The sequence below is a fragment of the Micromonospora sp. NBC_00860 genome (assembly GCF_045207375.1).
Lineage (GTDB): Bacteria > Actinomycetota > Actinomycetes > Mycobacteriales > Micromonosporaceae > Micromonospora > Micromonospora vinacea.
This window is the reverse complement of record NZ_CP108825.1, coordinates 228008-243498: the sequence shown is the minus strand read 5'-3', so window position 1 is coordinate 243498 and position 15491 is coordinate 228008. Positions and strand designations below refer to the sequence as shown.

General features: G+C 72.4%; 15 protein-coding genes and 1 riboswitch. Of the genes, 11 read left to right on the top strand and 4 right to left on the bottom strand.

Annotated elements, in window-relative coordinates; translation table 11 throughout:
* Positions 1–64 precede the first annotated feature (64 nt).
* The gene (locus tag OH804_RS01180) at positions 65–394 is read left to right on the top strand and encodes a hypothetical protein (RefSeq protein ID WP_030330285.1); all 330 of its coding nucleotides are present in this window, start codon (positions 65–67) and stop codon (positions 392–394) included.
* 75 nt (positions 395–469) lie between these two features.
* Here OH804_RS01180 and OH804_RS01175 read toward each other — a convergent pair whose 3' ends face one another.
* The gene (locus OH804_RS01175; RefSeq protein ID WP_196919144.1) at positions 470–1096 is read right to left on the bottom strand and encodes a carbonic anhydrase; all 627 of its coding nucleotides are present in this window, start codon (positions 1094–1096) and stop codon (positions 470–472) included.
* Between the two features lie 169 nt (positions 1097–1265).
* Here OH804_RS01175 and OH804_RS01170 point away from each other — a divergent pair, with 169 nt between their 5' ends.
* The 5 genes from OH804_RS01170 (at position 1266) to OH804_RS01150 (ending at position 7460) form a co-directional block, all read left to right on the top strand.
* A complete protein-coding gene (locus OH804_RS01170) occupies positions 1266–2213 on the top strand; it encodes an alpha/beta fold hydrolase (protein WP_406062189.1) in 948 nt (315 codons plus the stop codon).
* 107 nt (positions 2214–2320) lie between these two features.
* On the top strand, positions 2321–4438 hold the full coding sequence (locus tag OH804_RS01165) for a HelD family protein (protein ID WP_406062187.1): 2118 nt from the start codon (positions 2321–2323) through the stop codon (positions 4436–4438).
* Between the two features lie 106 nt (positions 4439–4544).
* Positions 4545–5462 carry a cation diffusion facilitator family transporter gene (locus tag OH804_RS01160; RefSeq protein WP_196919147.1) on the top strand — a complete coding sequence of 306 codons (918 nt, stop codon included), beginning with the start codon at positions 4545–4547 and terminating at the stop codon, positions 5460–5462.
* 144 nt (positions 5463–5606) lie between these two features.
* Positions 5607–5738: riboswitch (cyclic di-AMP (ydaO/yuaA leader) on the top strand.
* Positions 5739–5743: 5 nt separating this feature from the next.
* Positions 5744–6808, top strand: a complete 1065-nt coding sequence (locus tag OH804_RS01155; protein WP_372432922.1) for a coiled-coil domain-containing protein — start codon at positions 5744–5746, stop codon at positions 6806–6808.
* A gap of 142 nt (positions 6809–6950) precedes the next feature.
* Positions 6951–7460, top strand: coding sequence for a hypothetical protein (locus OH804_RS01150; RefSeq protein WP_406062185.1), 510 nt, complete (start codon positions 6951–6953; stop codon positions 7458–7460).
* A gap of 149 nt (positions 7461–7609) precedes the next feature.
* Here the strand turns inward: OH804_RS01150 and OH804_RS01145 are convergent, their stop codons facing one another.
* A complete protein-coding gene (locus tag OH804_RS01145) occupies positions 7610–8074 on the bottom strand; it encodes an SRPBCC family protein (protein ID WP_196919149.1) in 465 nt (154 codons plus the stop codon).
* 189 nt (positions 8075–8263) lie between these two features.
* Between OH804_RS01145 and OH804_RS01140 the strand changes: the two genes are divergently transcribed.
* Both OH804_RS01140 and surE read left to right on the top strand, forming a co-directional pair.
* Entirely contained in the window at positions 8264–9241 is a 978-nt protein-coding gene (locus tag OH804_RS01140) for a 1-phosphofructokinase family hexose kinase (RefSeq protein WP_196919150.1), read from the top strand.
* The gene (gene surE, locus OH804_RS01135; RefSeq protein ID WP_406062183.1) at positions 9238–10065 is read left to right on the top strand and encodes a 5'/3'-nucleotidase SurE; all 828 of its coding nucleotides are present in this window, start codon (positions 9238–9240) and stop codon (positions 10063–10065) included. The genes OH804_RS01140 and surE overlap by 4 nt, the downstream gene beginning before the upstream one ends.
* An 18-nt stretch (positions 10066–10083) precedes the next feature.
* Here the strand turns inward: surE and OH804_RS01130 are convergent, their stop codons facing one another.
* Positions 10084–10446, bottom strand: a complete 363-nt coding sequence (locus OH804_RS01130) for an STAS domain-containing protein (protein WP_030330302.1) — start codon at positions 10444–10446, stop codon at positions 10084–10086.
* Between the two features lie 386 nt (positions 10447–10832).
* Here OH804_RS01130 and OH804_RS01125 point away from each other — a divergent pair, with 386 nt between their 5' ends.
* Positions 10833–10976 (top strand): hypothetical protein, encoded by a 144-nt coding sequence (locus OH804_RS01125; RefSeq protein WP_158629639.1) that lies wholly within the window; start codon positions 10833–10835, stop codon positions 10974–10976.
* A gap of 166 nt (positions 10977–11142) precedes the next feature.
* A complete protein-coding gene (locus OH804_RS01120) occupies positions 11143–11541 on the top strand; it encodes a hypothetical protein (protein WP_196919152.1) in 399 nt (132 codons plus the stop codon).
* Positions 11542–11694: 153 nt separating this feature from the next.
* On the opposite strand, the gene OH804_RS01115 is transcribed toward OH804_RS01120, so the two are convergent.
* Positions 11695–14403 (bottom strand): cellulose binding domain-containing protein, encoded by a 2709-nt coding sequence (locus OH804_RS01115; RefSeq protein WP_406062180.1) that lies wholly within the window; start codon positions 14401–14403, stop codon positions 11695–11697.
* 357 nt (positions 14404–14760) lie between these two features.
* On the opposite strand from OH804_RS01115, the gene OH804_RS01110 reads away from it, so the two are divergent.
* The gene (locus OH804_RS01110; RefSeq protein WP_196919154.1) at positions 14761–15447 is read left to right on the top strand and encodes a BON domain-containing protein; all 687 of its coding nucleotides are present in this window, start codon (positions 14761–14763) and stop codon (positions 15445–15447) included.
* Positions 15448–15491: the final 44 nt, after the last annotated feature.

Sequence of the window (15491 nt, the reverse complement as noted above, 5' to 3'; positions counted from 1 at the left end):
CGTACGACCCGCACACAGCCCCCGGACGTCCAGTCCTCCCGTACGTCTTGCAAGGAGTACCTCCGTGGCGAGCAACACCTCTAAGACCGCGCGCGCGTCCGTCCGGGCCGGCCAGGCTGGCCAGGGTGGCGCCCTCAGCGTGCTGGGCGAGTTCAAGTACCTCATCCCGCTCAACGGCGGCAAGCACGCCTACGTGCGGAACCTGACCAACGGCAAGACCGCGCACCTGCGCACGGACTCCGACGCCTTCGTCGAGGAGATCCGCGTGCTGGCCGCCGCCGGCCACGCCGCCAAGATCCGGGCGGAGATCAACAACCTGGCTGCCACCCACCCGGGTGACGGCTGGGAGGCCACCGAGAAGCGCCTGGTCGCGGCCGGCGTCTTCGAGGGCTGAGCCCTCCACCACCGCACCACTGAAACCGCCCGCCGGGAGTTCCCGGCGGGCGGTTTCGCGTGTCCATGGTCCGGGTCAGCCCGGATCGAGCAGGGTGACCTCGCCGGTGGCCAGGTCGTAGAGGCCACCGACCACGGCGACCCGGCCGGCAGCCACGGGGCCGGCCAGCAGGTCGTCCTCGCGCAGGGTGCGCACCGTGCGCCGGACGTGCCGGCGGATCGCCAGCGGCTGCACCGCCGGATCGTCGATCCCCGCCTCGGCCACCGCCGGGGCGATCTCGTCCACCAGGTGCGCCAGCGACCCCCCGGGACGCTGCCCCGTGCGTAGCGCCGCCACGGCGGCCTCCACCGCGCCACACCGCTCGTGGCCGAGGACCATCACCAGCGGTACGCCGAGCTGGCCGACCACGTACTCGATCGAGCCGCAGACCGCGCGATCGAGCACGTGGCCCCCGGTACGGATCACACAGATCGCACCGAAGGTCTGGTCGAAGATCGCCTCCAACGGCACCCGGGAGTCGATACAGCCCAGCACCACGGCGTACGGCTGCTGGTCGCCGGAGGCCGCGGCGGCGGCGGCCGTGACGTCGTGCCCGTGCACCGGCTGACCGCTGATGAACCGCCGGTTACCGGCGAGCAGGTCGGCCAGCGCGGCGCGGGGCGTACCGCCGGCCTGCCGTCCCTGCCCCGACGTCGCCCCCATGGGTGCTCCCGACGACCCCATGCCGTTCAGCTTGGCCCGCCGCCGTCCCGCACGGGCGAGGTCGGGAATGTTCGCGACGGCGCGATTGGCGTGGTGTCATGGCGGGTAGCCGGTGTTACCGCCGGGTATCCCGGTGCTGGTGGTACTGGGCGGCCCTGGGGAGGTGGCGATGCCGGAGCGGTTCGAGGTCGGCCTGCCGGACGGTGTACGGCTCAACGTCGAGGCGACGGGTCCGACGGACGCCCAGGTCACCGCCATCCTGCTGCACGGCTGGACGCTGGACGGGCGGGCCTGGCACCGGCAGGTCGAAGCCCTCACCGCGGCACCGTTCGGCGACGCGGTGCGGGTGGTCACCTACGACGCGCGGGGGCACGGCCGGTCCAGCTGCATGGCGCTGCCCACGGCCACAGTCGCCCAGTTGGGTGACGACCTGGCCGCGGTGATCGACGCCGTGGCGCCGACCGGCCCGGTGGTGCTGGTCGGGCACTCGATGGGCGGTATGACGATCATGGAGTACGCCCACCGCCACCCCGCGCACTTCGCCGCCCGCACCACTGGTCTGGTCTTCGTCTCGACCACCGCCGAGGGGCACACGCACACCGTCTACGGGCTCTCGCCGCGGATCGCCCGGTTGATCCGGCTGGCCGAGACGACCGGCGCCGGCGTGCTGGCCCGGTGTGGCTCGTGGCGCGCGCCCCGGGCACTGCTGAACGCGCTGCAACCGAGCATCCGGTGGATGCTCTTCGGTGACCGCTGCGAGCCGGCCGACATCCGCCTGGTGACGTCGGCGGTGGCCCGGGCCTCGCTGCGCTCGATCGGTGGGTTCCGCGCCTCCATCGGCACCCAGCACCGACTGGACACCCTCGCCGCGTTGGCCCACCTGCCGGCCGCCGCCCTGGTCGGCGACCGGGACCGGTTGACCCCACCGCCGTGCGCCGAGTCGATCGCGGCCGCTCTGCCGGCCACCGAGCTGACCGTCTGCCCAGGTGCCGGGCACATGCTGATGATGGAACGGCCGGACGAGGTCAACGCCGCGCTCACCGGCGTGCTGCGGCGGGTGCTCACCGAATCGTCGCCGGCCCACCCTGGAGCGACCCCCGCCGAGACGGGCGCCTGAGTACGTTCGCGCACCTCGGGCGCGGCGGGTCGGGCCCGGGGCCGTACTCTTCTCGGTTGGCCCGCGCGGTTCCCGCCGCCTGCCGGCGACCTCTGAAGGAGCGTGCGTTGACCGACCAGACCGGCCTGGAGCAGGAGATCGCCGTCGAGCAACGACACCTCGACCGGGTGTACGCCCGACTGGCCGAGCTGCGACGGTCGGCCGTGCGCGCCGAGCGTGACGGCTACCGGATGGCCCGGGTGGGCACGCACGGCGCTCTGGTCGAGCGCGACGCGATGGTCTTCCACGCGGCGCAGCGGCGGCACACCCTGGACGCCGAGCACGAGGGGCTGGTCTTCGGCCGGCTGGACCTGCGCGACCGTCAGGTGCTGCACGTCGGACGACTGGGGATCCGCGACGAGGACGCCGTCACGCTTGTCGTCGACTGGCGCGCGCCGGCCGCCGCCGCCTTCTACCAGGCCACCCCGGCACAGCCGCTGGACGTGGTGCGGCGGCGCACCATCCAGTCGCGCGCCGAGCGGGTCACCCGGATCGAGGACGACCTGCTCGACCCGTCGGCCGCCCCGGAGGGGATGACTGTCGTCGGTGACGGCGCGCTGCTGGCCACCCTCTCCAAGGCCACCGGCCGGGGCATGCGCGACATCGTGGCGACCATCCAGCGGGAGCAGGACGAGGCGATCCGCTCGCCCGGCTCCGGGGTGACGATCGTCGCGGGCGGCCCCGGCACCGGCAAGACCGCTGTCGCCCTGCACCGGGCCGCGTTCCTGCTGTACTCCGACCGCAGCCGCTACGCGGGCGGCGGCATCCTGGTGGTCGGCCCGTCCTCGGTCTTCGTCGAGTACATCGGCTCCGTGCTGCCGTCGCTCGGTGAGGACACCGCGACCCTGCACTCGCTGGGCACGCTCTTTCCGGGGATGACCGCCACCCGCCCCGACCCGCCCGAGGTGGCGGCGGTGAAGGGCTCGCTGCGGATGCGCCGGGTGCTGGAGCGGGCGGCCCGCGACGCGGTGCCGGGCGGCCCGGGTGAGCTGCGGCTGCTCTACCGGGGCACGTTGCTGCGGTTGGACCGGGCCGCGCTGGACCGGATCCGGGACCGCGCGCTGCAACGCGGCGCACGACGCAACGAGGTGCGCCGGGCCGGTTTCGACGGGGTGTTCGCGGCGCTCTGGGCGCAGGCCCGTGAGCTGAGCAGCGGCCGGCTGCCGGAGCAGCCGGCCTTCGAGGCGGAGATCGCCGAGCGGTCGGAGTTCCGGGAGTTCCTCAAGGCGTGGTGGCCCCGGCTGCACCCCCGGCACGTGCTCGGCTGGCTGGCGCAGCCCGACCGGCTGCGCCGCTACGCCGGGGGCATCCTCTCCTCGGCGGAGATCCGGCTGCTCAACGCCGCGTACCGGAACCTGGACTCGGCCGGGCTGACCATCGCCGACGTGGCGCTGCTGGACGAGTTGGACGCCCTGCTCGGTAAGCCCGCGCAGGCGGCCAAGGCCCGACGCGACCCGTTCCAGCTCGCCGGCGGCGTGCGCGAGTTGAGCACGCTCGGCGAACGGCAGCGGGCCGCCCGCGCTGCGGCCCGGGAGCGTCCGGAGGACTACCGGGAGTACGCGCACGTGGTGGTGGACGAGGCGCAGGACGTCTCGCCGATGCAGTGGCGGATGATCGGTCGACGCGGCCGGCTGGCGTCCTGGACCGTGGTGGGCGACCCGGCGCAGACCGCGTGGACCGGCGACCCGGAGGAGCTGACCCGAGCCCGCGACCAGGCGCTGGGCCGGCGCAAGCGACACGATTTCACGCTCACCACGAACTACCGCAACTCGGCGGAGATCTTCGCGGTGGCAGCGGCGGAGATCCGTCGGCTCTACCCCGACCTGCCGCTGCCGACCGCCGTCCGCTCCACCGGGGTCGAGCCGGTCGAGCTTGTGGTGCCCGCGTCGGGGTTGGAGACCGCGACAGTGGAGGCCGCCGCCGGCCTGCTGGCCGAGGTGGAGGGCACGGTCGGGGTGATCACGCCGGTCCCCCGCCGGGACGAGGTCGCCGGTTGGCTCGGCGCACTCGGCGCGCCGAGGTTGCAGGTGGTGACCAGCCTGGAGGCCAAGGGCATGGAGTACGACGGGGTGGTGCTGGTCGCCCCGAGCGAGATCCGGGCCGATCCGGGCGCCGGGGTACGCACCCTGTACGTGGCGCTCTCCCGGGCCACCCAGCGGCTCACCACCATCGACCCGACCGGCTGACGTGTGCGGACTGCCGCCGGCGGGAGGCGCTGCCCGTACACTTGCACACATAGCGATGTGAGCATACATTTGACCGGGTCCCGACCAGCGGCGGAAGGTGGTTCTCGTGGGCGCAGGTCATGACCACCACCATGGGTCCGTCGCCAATGCCGCACACCAGCACCGAGGTCGACTCTGGGCGGCGTTCGGGCTGCTCGCCACCCTGATGGTGGTCGAGGCGGTGGTCGCCCTGCACACCGGCTCACTCGCCCTGCTCTCCGACGCCGGGCACATGTTCACCGACGTACTCGGCATCGGGATGGCGCTCGCCGCGATCACGGCGACCCGGCGGGCCACCGGCGACCCGCAGCGCACCTTCGGGCTCTACCGGCTCGAGGTGCTCGCCGCGCTGGCCAACGCCGTCCTGCTCTCCGGCGTGGCGATCTACGTGGTGATCGAGGCGATCCGCCGTTTCGGCGACCCGCACCAGGTCATCGCCGGCCCGATGCTCGCGGTGGCAGTGCTCGGCCTGCTCGCGAACGTCGCCGCCTTCGCCCTGCTGCGCGCCGGGGCCCGGGAGAGCATCAACCTCCAGGGCGCCTACCTGGAGGTGGTCGGCGACCTGCTCGGCTCGCTCGGCGTCATCGGCGCGGCCCTGCTCATCACCGTCACCGACTGGTGGTGGGCAGATCCCCTGGTCGCGGTCGCCATCGGCGTGTTCATCCTGCCGCGCACCTGGCGGCTGGCCCGCGCCGCCATCCGCATCCTGGTGCAGGCCGCCCCGGAGCACCTCCAGGTGACCGCCGTGCACGACCGACTGGCCGCCGTCCCGGGTGTCGTCGAGGTGCACGACCTGCACGTCTGGACGCTCACCTCGGGCATGGAGGTGGCCTCCGCACACCTGACCATGGCACCCGGCGCGGAGGTCGGCGCGGTGCTCACCGCGGCGCGTACCGCCCTGCACGACGACTTCCGCATCGAGCACGCGACGTTGCAGATCGAGCCGGGCGCCGCCTCCGGAGCGTGCGGCTCCATCGAGTGGTGAGGGGGCTTTTCGGAGCTTTCCTCCGCTCTTGCCGTAATTTTCCGTGGTGACGCACGCACCGTCCGTCACATTGGCTGCAGCCGCCCCACCGGCACCGGTAGGCTCGGTCCCGGCCTCCACCAGGCGGCGCCTTCCCGGCGCCGGTGGCGGCCGCCGCCTAATCGCCCAAGCGGGCGAACCGGGGAACCATGTTCCTGGGGTGTATCCGCGTCAGCGGTAGGGATCTTCCGTCCCGAACCCGTCAGCTAACCCGGTCGGCGGCTGACGGAAGGACATGCGCAGTGGCACCAGCACGACCACCCGCCGCCCGACTGGCGGCCCTGATCGTCGCGATGTTCACCCTCGGCGTCGCGCTCCCGGCCGGCACCGCCTCGGCCGCTCCCCCGACCGGCCTGCGGGCCGCCGCACCCGACTCAGACGAGGAGGGCGGCACCCCGGCGTTGCGCGCCCAACTCGAGGCCGCCAGCAAGGGCTACCTGGACGCGAAGCGCGCCCTGGACACCTCAGTGAAACGGCAACAGCAGCTCGCCACCCAGTTGAAGACCATCGAGGTCGAGATCGGCCAGCGCAACGGCAAGGTCGGCGAGATCGCCGAGGTGGCGTACCGCACCGGCCGGCTCGGCGCGATGTCGGCGCTGCTCAACAGCAACACCCCGGAAGGCTTCATGGACCGGGCCGCCGCGCTGGACGCGGTGGCCGCCAACGAGGACCGGGTGCTTCGCGACCTGCTCGACAGCAAGGACAAGGCCAACCGCACCCGGGTGGCCCTGGACGGCGAGATCAACGAACAGCGCAAGCAGGTCGCGGTGATGGCCAAGCGCAAGGACCAGGCCGAACGGGCCCTGACCGTGGCCACCACGCCCAAGCCGCAGACCACCGCCGACGCCGGCTCCAACCGGGGCACCTCCAGCGCCAACGCGAAGGCCGCGCCGCGCAACTCCGACGGCTCCTGGCCCTCCGAGTCGTGCAGCGTCAACGACCCCACGCCGGCCAACGGCTGCATCACCCCGCGCACCCTGCACGCGCTCAACCAGGCCAAGTCCGCGGGCTTCACCCGGTACGTCTCGTGCCACCGCCCCAGCGGCTCCGGTGAGCACCCGAAGGGCCGGGCCTGCGACTTCGCCGCGCAAAAGAACGGCTTCGGCGGAAACGCCACCGGCGGCGACAAGACGTACGGCAACAACCTGGCCGCGTACTTCATCCGCAACGCCGACCGGCTCGCCGTGCTCTACGTGATCTGGTACAGGCAGATCTGGCTGCCCAGCAGCGGGTGGAAGTCGTACAGCGGGGCGCACGGCACCCCGTCCACCGACCACACCAACCACGTGCACCTGTCGGTCTACTGACCCACGCGTCGTGATGCCTGTGAGCCACCGGGACGGCTCACAGGCATCACGCGTGTCCGGGGCCGGGCTACGTCGCCGGGCGTACCCCTGATGTCGTCGCTCGTCGGACGACCCGGCCGGGGCCGGCGGGCAGCATCGGCGTATGCCTCGGATCCGACCCGCCACCCGCAAGGCGCTGCTCACCCTGCACCTCGTCACCTCGCTCGGCTGGCTGGGCGCCGACCTGGTGCTACTCACCCTCGGCATCGCCGTGCAGCGGGGCGCCGACCCGGCGGTGGTCTATCCGGTCACGGCCCTGGTCGGGACGCTGCTGTTCGCGCCGCTGAGCGTCCTGGTCTGGCTGATCGGAGTCGCCAGCTCGCTGCTCACCCCGTGGGGCCTGCTGCGCCACCGGTGGGTGCTGGTCAAGCTGGTGCTCACCACTGTGATGGTCGGGCTGGTGCTGTTCCTGCTCACCCCCAACCTGCGCCACGCCGGAGCGGTCGGCGCCGCCCTGCCCGCACGCGATCGCGCCGATCTGGTCATCGCGCCGGCGGTGTCGACCAGCCTGATGATCATCGCGACGGTGCTGTCCACCTACAAGCCGTGGGGCCGGCGTCCCGCCGCCCGAACCACCCGCACGAACCGCGCTCGCGCCGCGACCACAACCTAGGTGCCCACCCGCGGTACGCGCCAAGGTCACGGCCTGCCCTGCGCCGCGATCTTGCACTTGCTGTCCCGACAAAGGGGGCATCTCACCGATATCGACAACCGGAACTGCAAGATCGACGAAGCGGGTGCGCGAGCCTCGGGGCGCCGGGTTCAGGTGGGCGGCGGGTTGCCGGTGCGGTCGAGGGCCGCGCCCAGCCGGGTGGCGAGGGCCAGGTGAGCGGCTTGCGCCTGGCGGAACGCGTAGCGGAACAGTGGCGTCGGCGCGGTCAGGGTGATCTCGACGTCGATGCGGACCAGGCCGTCCGGCTCGGCGCGTAGTCGGGTGTGGTTGCGCACGGTGGTGGCGGGCCACTGGCGGGCCACCATGACGATCTCGTCGGCCTCGCTGATCAGCACGTCCGCGTGGTAGGTGGTCCGGAAGCGCAGCGGACCGGCCGCCAACCGGTCGTTGATCGTGTAACTGGCCTGGGCGCCGGGCCGGGGCGGCACCCGGCGGACCCGGACGATCAGCGGATGCAGCTCGCCCTGCCGGGTCAGGTCACTGAGCAACGCGGCCGCCTCGGCGGGTGAGCACCGGGCCTGGACGGTGTAGCTGAAGGTATCGCTGCTGAGCACACCGTCTCCCGCCGTCGTTGGTCGCCCGATCGTCCCGTACCGATGTCTGCCTGGCAACGCCCGGCGGCCCCCAGCGCCGCGCCGGACCGGGCGGATGCGACGACCTGTCACCACCTGCGCCATTAAGGTCGGTTAGTACAAAATCTTCCGAAGATGCCGGAGGGCGGCCAGCATGAACGGCGACGACCGATGAGCGGGCACGTGATGGTCTTCGCGCCCACTCCACAGCTGACGGTGACAGTGGACCAGCCCAACGACCACCCCGAGCTGCACCTGCACCCCGGCGGGCAGGGCGTCTGGCAGGCCCGGATGGTGATCTCCCTCGGAGTCGACGTGGTGCTCTGCGCCGCCCTCGGCGGTGAGATCGGCCAGGTGCTGGAGCCGCTGCTGGTCAGCGAGGGCGTCAACCTCAAGGTGGTGGTCCGTGACTCCGGCAGCGGCGGGTACGTGCACGATCGCCGGGAGGGCTCCCGGCAGGAGATCGCCGACGTGCCCGGACAGCCGCTGAGCCGGCACGAGATCGACGAGCTGTACAACCTCGCCCTCGGCGAGGGCCTACGGGCCTCGGTGAGCATCCTCAGTGGGCCGAACGAGCCCTGGCTCGTACCCGCCGACCTGTACCGACGCTTCGCCGCCGACCTCGGCGCCAACGGCGGCCGGGTGGTGGTCGACCTCTCCGGCGACCACCTCGGTTCGGTGTTGGAGAGCGGGGTGTTCTTCCTCAAGGTCAGTCACGAGGAGTTGATACGCGACGGCCGCGCCCGCAGCGACGACACCGAGGAGCTGACCCGGGCCATGTACGAGCTGCACGCGGGCGGCGCCGAGACGGTGGTGGTGAGTCGCGCCGACCAGCCGGCGTTGGCGCTCATCGACGGGGAGTTGTTCCAGGTCGAGATGCCCCGGCTGGAGGCCGCCGACCCGCGCGGCGCTGGTGACTCGATGACCGCCGGGGTGGCTGCCGTCGTGGCCAGGGGCGGTGACATCAGGACCGCCATCCGCACCGGGGCCGCCGCCGGCGCGCTCAACGTCACCCGGCACGGCCTGGGCACCGGGCGGCTGGACTCGATCACCGGCCTGGTGGACCGGGTCCGGCTGGTGCCGGCGGACAGTCGGCAACAGGAGCGGACCACCCCTGACGAGTTGGCCGGCCGGGTGGTCGAGCGATGACAGTGCGGGTGCTGATCACCAACGACGACGGGATCGCGGCACCTGGCATCCAGGCGCTGGCCTGGGCGGCCCGGCAGCGGGGCCTGGACGTGGTGGTGGCCGCGCCGATGGAGGAGGCGAGCGGCACCAGCGCCGCGATGAGCGCCATGGAGCGGGACGGGCGGGTCGTCGTGAACGACCACCCGCTGCCGGACCTGGCGGGGGTGCCTGCGTACGGGGTCGCCGGGTCCCCCGGCTTCATCACGCTGATCGCCCTGCACGGGGCGTTCGGTCCACCGCCGTCGGTGGTGCTCTCCGGGGTCAACCGGGGCGCCAACGCCGGCCGGGCGGTGCTGCACTCCGGGACCGTGGGCGCCGCGTTCACCGCCGCCACGAATGGCTGCCGGGCGATGGCGGTCTCCCTCGACGTGCTCTCGGCCGGTGAGGCGACGGCCGCGAGCGGTGGCGCGGCGGTGGACGCCGCCGCCCGGGTACGCGACGCCGAGCGGCACTGGGGCACCGCCGCGCGGGTCGCCCTGGACCTGCTCCCCCGGTTGACCTCCGCGCCGATGGAGAGCGTGCTCAACGTGAACGCCCCGGACCTGCCGCACGGGCAGTTGCGCGGGGTGCGGCGAGGCAGCCTGGCCAGCTTCGGTCAGGTGCAGATGACGGTGGCCGAGTCCGGCCACGGGTTCGTCCGTACCTCGCTGGAGGAGCCGGGGCAGGCCGCACAGCCCGGCACGGACGTGGCGTTGCTGGCCGCCGGGTACGCGTCGGTGACGGCCATCCGGGCGGTCACCGAGGCGACCGACATCGACCTGACCGGCCTGGACGAGCAGCCCTGACGGGGTGCTGCGGCGCGCTCAGGCGCCGGGCAGCACCTCGGGGGTGGCGGCGCCGGCGAAGTAGGGCTCCGGGGCACCGAAGAGGCCGAGCAGACCGGTCACCCACAGCTGCCGGTGCACGAACCGGCTCGGCTCGGTGACCACCAGCTTGACGTCGCTGACCTCGGCCGTCTGGAAGCCGGCCACCATGGCGCTGATGCCGACGGAGTCGATGAAGGTGACCAACCTCATGTTGAGTTCGATGCGCAGCGGGCGGCCCTTGGCCAGCACCTCTGCGATCGCTTCGCGCACCTCGTACGCTGTGTCGACGTCGATCTCGCCCCGAGGGGCGATCTCCACGACACCACCGGACAGAACCGACTTCACGATCGACAGGCTCACGCGAGCACCTCCACCCGCCCGTCCCCCGGGCGCCTCATCAGTACGCGGGCCGCGACCGAGAGTATTCCTCCGACGGCCTCGGTCGCCACCCCTCGGGATGAGCAATTCGCGGATCCGGGCCCACAAAGCCACCCATATCCGCACTTTTCAGTATCTGATTACTCAAGACTTTTTGTTATTTGAGCACCGACGATCGGTCGTGACCGACGCGCCGCCGAACCAGGGTAGCGGTCCGCGGCCGGCACACCCGACAACCGGCCCACCACCTACACCTTCCCCGTGTGCCGTCGGCGTGTCGCCCACCGCCGGCCAGCGGCGATCCACGCCCCGGTTGCCGACGCGTCCTAGCATCGGCCGGGACACCACCGCGACGGAGAGGATCTTCGATGATCAAGCGACTTGCCGGCCTGGCCGGCGTCGGCGTTCTGCTTGCCCTCGTCCTGGCCTGCGGTTTCGGTGGCGGGGGCGACGATGACGACGATGACGACGACGACTTCGCCCGGGGCGTGGCCGTGTCAGCGGTGCGCTGAGTCGGGGGCCGGAGTTCCGGTGCCCCGAGTTACCGGTGCTCCGCGGCGGTCGGGGTTTGCGGCCGGCTGACGCGGGGCACTGCGGGGTAGGCGACACCGTGACGCGCTGGAAAGACGCCGAAGTCCGAAGTGGCCGGCGGCTTCGGCACCTGAGGAGGTAACCACGATGTTCGGAACCAACCTGCTGGACCGCCGCAGCAAGCCGGAGCGGATCGCGGACCAGGCCTGGGAGCACCTGCTCTCAGCCGTCAGCTACGCCGGAGACAGCGTGCGGGACACCGCCCGCTCGGCCCGCCAGAACAGCAGCGACCTCGCCGACGGAGCGGGTGACCTGGTGGGATCCGCGGCCGAGGAGGCGCGACGCCGCGCCTCGCTGGCCTTCGACGCGCTCGCCGGCCGCCAGCCGGCACTGCCCTGGACGCTCCTGATCGGCGCCGCGCTCGTCGGCGCGGCGGTCGGCTGGGCCGTCGGCTCCGCCGCACGGGCCGCCGGCAGCCGGGACGACCGTGCCGTCGAGGACGTGGAGTTCGTCGATGTCGACCGCCCCAACTCCCCCGCCGTCTGAACGACAGCACCACTGCAGGCCCCGATCGACCTGAGTCGATCGGGGCCCGCAGTGGTAGTGGGGTGGGACCGGTCCGCCGGGTGCCGGACCCCTCAGGCGGCCCGGCGGACCGGTGCTTCGTGGTGATCCGGGGTTCCGGCCCGGATCACCTGCTCAGCGACTCGTGCAGGTGATGGCGGCCGGGGACGTGTTGCTGCCGGTCCACGAGCCGAGGAAACCGGCGGTGGTGCTGGCCCCGGCGGCGAGCGCGCCGTTCCAGCCACTGTCCCGGACCGACACGGCGGCCCCGGTCTGGGTGTGGGTGCCGCCCCAGAGCTGGTCGATCCGCTGGCCGTCGGCGAAGGTCCAGCCCAGCGTCCAGCCGGCGATGGGGGCGCTTCCCGCGTTGCGAACCACCAGCTCGGCCTGGAATCCGCCTGACCAGGAGCCGGTCACCCGGTAGGTCGCCGCGCAACCAGTGGATGGCGGCGGAGTGGTCGGGGGCGGGGTGGTCGGGGGCGGAGTGGTCGGGGGCGGGGTGGTGGGCGGTGGGGTCGTCGGCGGTGGCGTGGTCGGGGGCTCGCCGCTGGTGGGGTCGGCGACCAGGATGCCGCGACCGTTGGTGCCGAGGTAGACCCGACCGTAGACCCGCGGGTCGCCGGTCAGCGCCTCGGTCGGATTGCCGTACTGGTGGCGGTCGTCGTTGACGCGTACCCAGGTCGCGCCGGCGTCGTCGGAGCGGTGCACGCCCGGTTGACCGTTCACTGTGCCGTAGAGGAACACCGCAGGGTTGGTCCGCCCGGGTGCCGCCTTGCCGAAACCGACGTTGCCGGAGGCGCTGACGCCGTCCAGCCTGGTGAAGCTGGCGCCGGCGTCGGTGGAGCGCCACAGACCACCAGGCCCGGCCAGCCACAGTTCGCCGGCCCGACCCGGCAGGGCCTTGAACCGCACGTCGGTGGTGGGCAGCCCGGTCGCCGCGGTCGGGGTGAAGCTGGCCCCGCCGTCGGTGCTCCGGTAGAAACGCCCGCCGCTGAAGCCGTAGAACCGGGTGGGGTCGACCCGGTCGGACTCGATCGTGGCGTTCGCCGGGATGCCGGTCGAGGCTGCCCAGGAGTTGCCGAACCCGACCGAGTGGACGACGCGTTGGCCCGCGTCACCGGGTGCCCAGACGAAGCGGCTGCCGTCGGCGGCGGCGGCCACCGTGCCGCCCAGGTTGACCCCGGACGGTTCGGTGCCCTGGAACCAGGTGGCGCCGCCGTCGGTGGAGAAGGCGACATGACTGTCGTTGGGCCGGTCGGCGTCGGTGAAGTTGCCGGCGCGCACCAGCACCGCGGGTTTGCTCTCGGCGTAGTCCAGGCTGGTGGTGCTCGTGAACACCGGCTGGGTGAACAGCATCGACGGAATCGCGTCCAGGTCGGTGTGTCGGAAGCCGCCCACGTCTCCGAGCGCGCTGATCAGGGGTGCCCCGCTGGGCGGGCTGATCAGGTCGAGGACGGCGGTCTCCTCCAGCCCCCGGACCATCGGCCGGAGGGTGAACTGACCGCCGGTGTCCCACCTGGTCAGGTCGGTGGTGCCGTAGATGGTGGCGCCGGTGCCGTACATCATGCGGTTGGAGTCGTGCGGGTCGATCTCCACCGACTCGTTCATCCAGCCGAGCTTGGGCGCGTCCTCCGGGGGTGCCGGGTTGAGTCCGAAGGTCAGCCAGGGCACCGAGCTGATGTCCATGGTGTAGCGGCGGGACCTCTCCGGATAGTTGCTGAACTCCCAGATCCGCGTCCAGGTCGCCCCGCCGTCGGTGCTGCGGAAGAAGATGGCGTCGGGCCACCAGGAGACCTGGGTGGCCACCAGCAGGGTGTTGGGACGTTGCCTGTCGATGGTCAACCCGCTGTAGCCGAAGTAGGCGTCGGCGCTGGTGGAGGGCACCGGGCTGATCCGCGTCCAGGCCCCGGTCGACCGGGTGAACTTCCAGACGTCGCCCTTGCCGCCGTCGTACGGGCCGCCGGTGTCGCTGGTGGCGATGTAGAGGTGTCCACCGACCGGGTCGACGACGCCCTTGTGGGCCAGGTAGCCGGTGGGCTGACCGGGGATGCGCGCCCAGGTGACGCCGCCGTCGGTGCTGCGGTAGACGGGGTTCTCCTTGTCCGCCACGCCCACGTAGATGGTCTGCGTGGTGGAGCCGGCGGTGCCGGTGCTCTTGTCGAAACTGACCCAGGTCAGGCCCTGGTTCTGCCCGTTGTAGCCGTTCGGGTCGCTGGGGTCCGCGCGGTAGTTGCCGACGTTGGGGAAGGCGGCGACGCGGGCCCAGGTCACGCCGTGGTCGGTGCTGCGCCAGAGCCCGTTGCCGCCCTCGGCGCCGTAGTACACGATGCTGTTCCGGTTGGGGTCGACGGCGAGCCGCTCCCCCATTCCCCGGCCCGGCATGTTGCCGCCGTTCTTGAACGGCAACTCGGTGGCCTGCCAGGTGGCGCCCTTGTCGGCCGAGCGCAGGATCGCGCCGTTGTTCGGGTCCCAGCCGTTGGTGTACATGCCGACAGCGGCGTACACCCGGTTGGTCTGCACCGGGTCGGTGGCGATGCTGACCACGCCGTTGTAGCCCCACCGGTCGGCGCCGACCCAGTCGAGCAGCGGCGTCCAGGACTGGCTGGCCTGTTCCCAGCGGTACGCCCCACCGATGTCGGTGCGCGCGTAGATGAGGTTCTTCTCGGTGGGGCTGAAGACGATGCCGGGTACGAAGCCGCCACCGCCCACCCTGACGTTTCGCCAGGTGTACGCCTCCGCTGCGGCCGGGGTGGGGGCCGACCCAGCGGCGGTGAACGGGACCACCACGACGGCTGTGGCGGCGGCCAACACGGACACGACCGTGGCGGCGAGACTTCTCCGCATCTGCGGTTCCTCTCGGATGGAGCCCCGGGGGACGGGGTCGATCGCACGGGTGACGCCGTGGCTCGGGGGACGAGCACGACGACGGGGACGGGCGGAGCTGCCCTGGCTCCACCACCCGACGCGACGGCTCCCGCGATCGAGGAACGCGATTACCGTAACCGAAAGCGGCTCGCTTTGGAAGCGCTCCCATCATCGATGTTCGTCCGCGTCTCCCGCCCGCTCCGCCCAGGTCCGGCCATGCCGTCACCCGGTCCGGGCGAGGACGGCTCACCCGGGGCGGCGGCAGGATCGCAGCACGGCGGACCTCCGGCCGCAGCCACCACCCGGTCCGCCAACGGAACAGCGGAGGAGGGACAGATGGCCATCGCCGAGATCAACCGCACCGACCAGGACATCCAGTCCGCCGTGCTCGACGAGCTGACCTGGGAACCACGGGTGCAGCCGCACGAGATCGGCGTGACCGTCGCCGAGGGCGTCGTCACCCTGACCGGCCGGGTGGACAGCTACGCCAAGAAGTGGGCCGCCGAACGGGCCACCCACCGGGTCGCGTCGGTCCGGGCGGTCGCCAACGACGTGGCCGTACAGCTCACCAACGACACCGAGCGCGCCGACAGCGACCTGGCCGCCGCGGCCAGCCACGGGCTGGAGTGGGACGCGTTCGTGCCCATCGAGAAGCTCCAGGTCACCGTCTCGGCCGGCTGGGTGACACTGCACGGCGACGTCGAGTGGGAGTACCAACGGCGAGCCGCCGAACGGGCGGTCGCCCGGCTGACCGGCGTACGCGGGGTGAGCAACGGCATCACCGTCCGACCGGCCACCGCGCCGGACGGCCGCGACCTGGCCAACCGGATCGTCGACGCCCTCGCCCGGGCCGGAGCTACCGAGGTCGAACGGATCAGCGTCCGGGTGCACGGCGACACAGCGATACTCGCCGGGTTGGTGCACTCGATGCCCGAACGGGCCGAGGTCGAGCAGGTGGCCTGGTCCGCGCCGGGCATCCGGGAGGTGCAGAACCACATCGCGGTCGCCCCGGTGCTGCGCTGAGCGGACGCGGGCTGAGCGCACTCTGCCGAGCGCGGCGCGAGCGC

What these genes read in the sequence shown, in the direction of transcription:
- OH804_RS01175 (WP_196919144.1), bottom strand. Translation starts at nt 1,096, where the DNA reads ATGGGGGCGACGTCGGGGCAGGGACGGCAGGCCGGCGGTACGCCCCGC.
- OH804_RS01150 (WP_406062185.1), top strand. Translation starts at nt 6,951, where the DNA reads ATGCCTCGGATCCGACCCGCCACCCGCAAGGCGCTGCTCACCCTGCAC.
- surE (WP_406062183.1), top strand. Translation starts at nt 9,238, where the DNA reads ATGACAGTGCGGGTGCTGATCACCAACGACGACGGGATCGCGGCACCT.
- OH804_RS01125 (WP_158629639.1), top strand. Translation starts at nt 10,833, where the DNA reads ATGATCAAGCGACTTGCCGGCCTGGCCGGCGTCGGCGTTCTGCTTGCC.
- OH804_RS01170 (WP_406062189.1), top strand. Translation starts at nt 1,266, where the DNA reads ATGCCGGAGCGGTTCGAGGTCGGCCTGCCGGACGGTGTACGGCTCAAC.
- OH804_RS01110 (WP_196919154.1), top strand. Translation starts at nt 14,761, where the DNA reads ATGGCCATCGCCGAGATCAACCGCACCGACCAGGACATCCAGTCCGCC.
- OH804_RS01120 (WP_196919152.1), top strand. Translation starts at nt 11,143, where the DNA reads ATGTTCGGAACCAACCTGCTGGACCGCCGCAGCAAGCCGGAGCGGATC.
- OH804_RS01115 (WP_406062180.1), bottom strand. Translation starts at nt 14,403, where the DNA reads ATGCGGAGAAGTCTCGCCGCCACGGTCGTGTCCGTGTTGGCCGCCGCC.
- OH804_RS01140 (WP_196919150.1), top strand. Translation starts at nt 8,264, where the DNA reads ATGAGCGGGCACGTGATGGTCTTCGCGCCCACTCCACAGCTGACGGTG.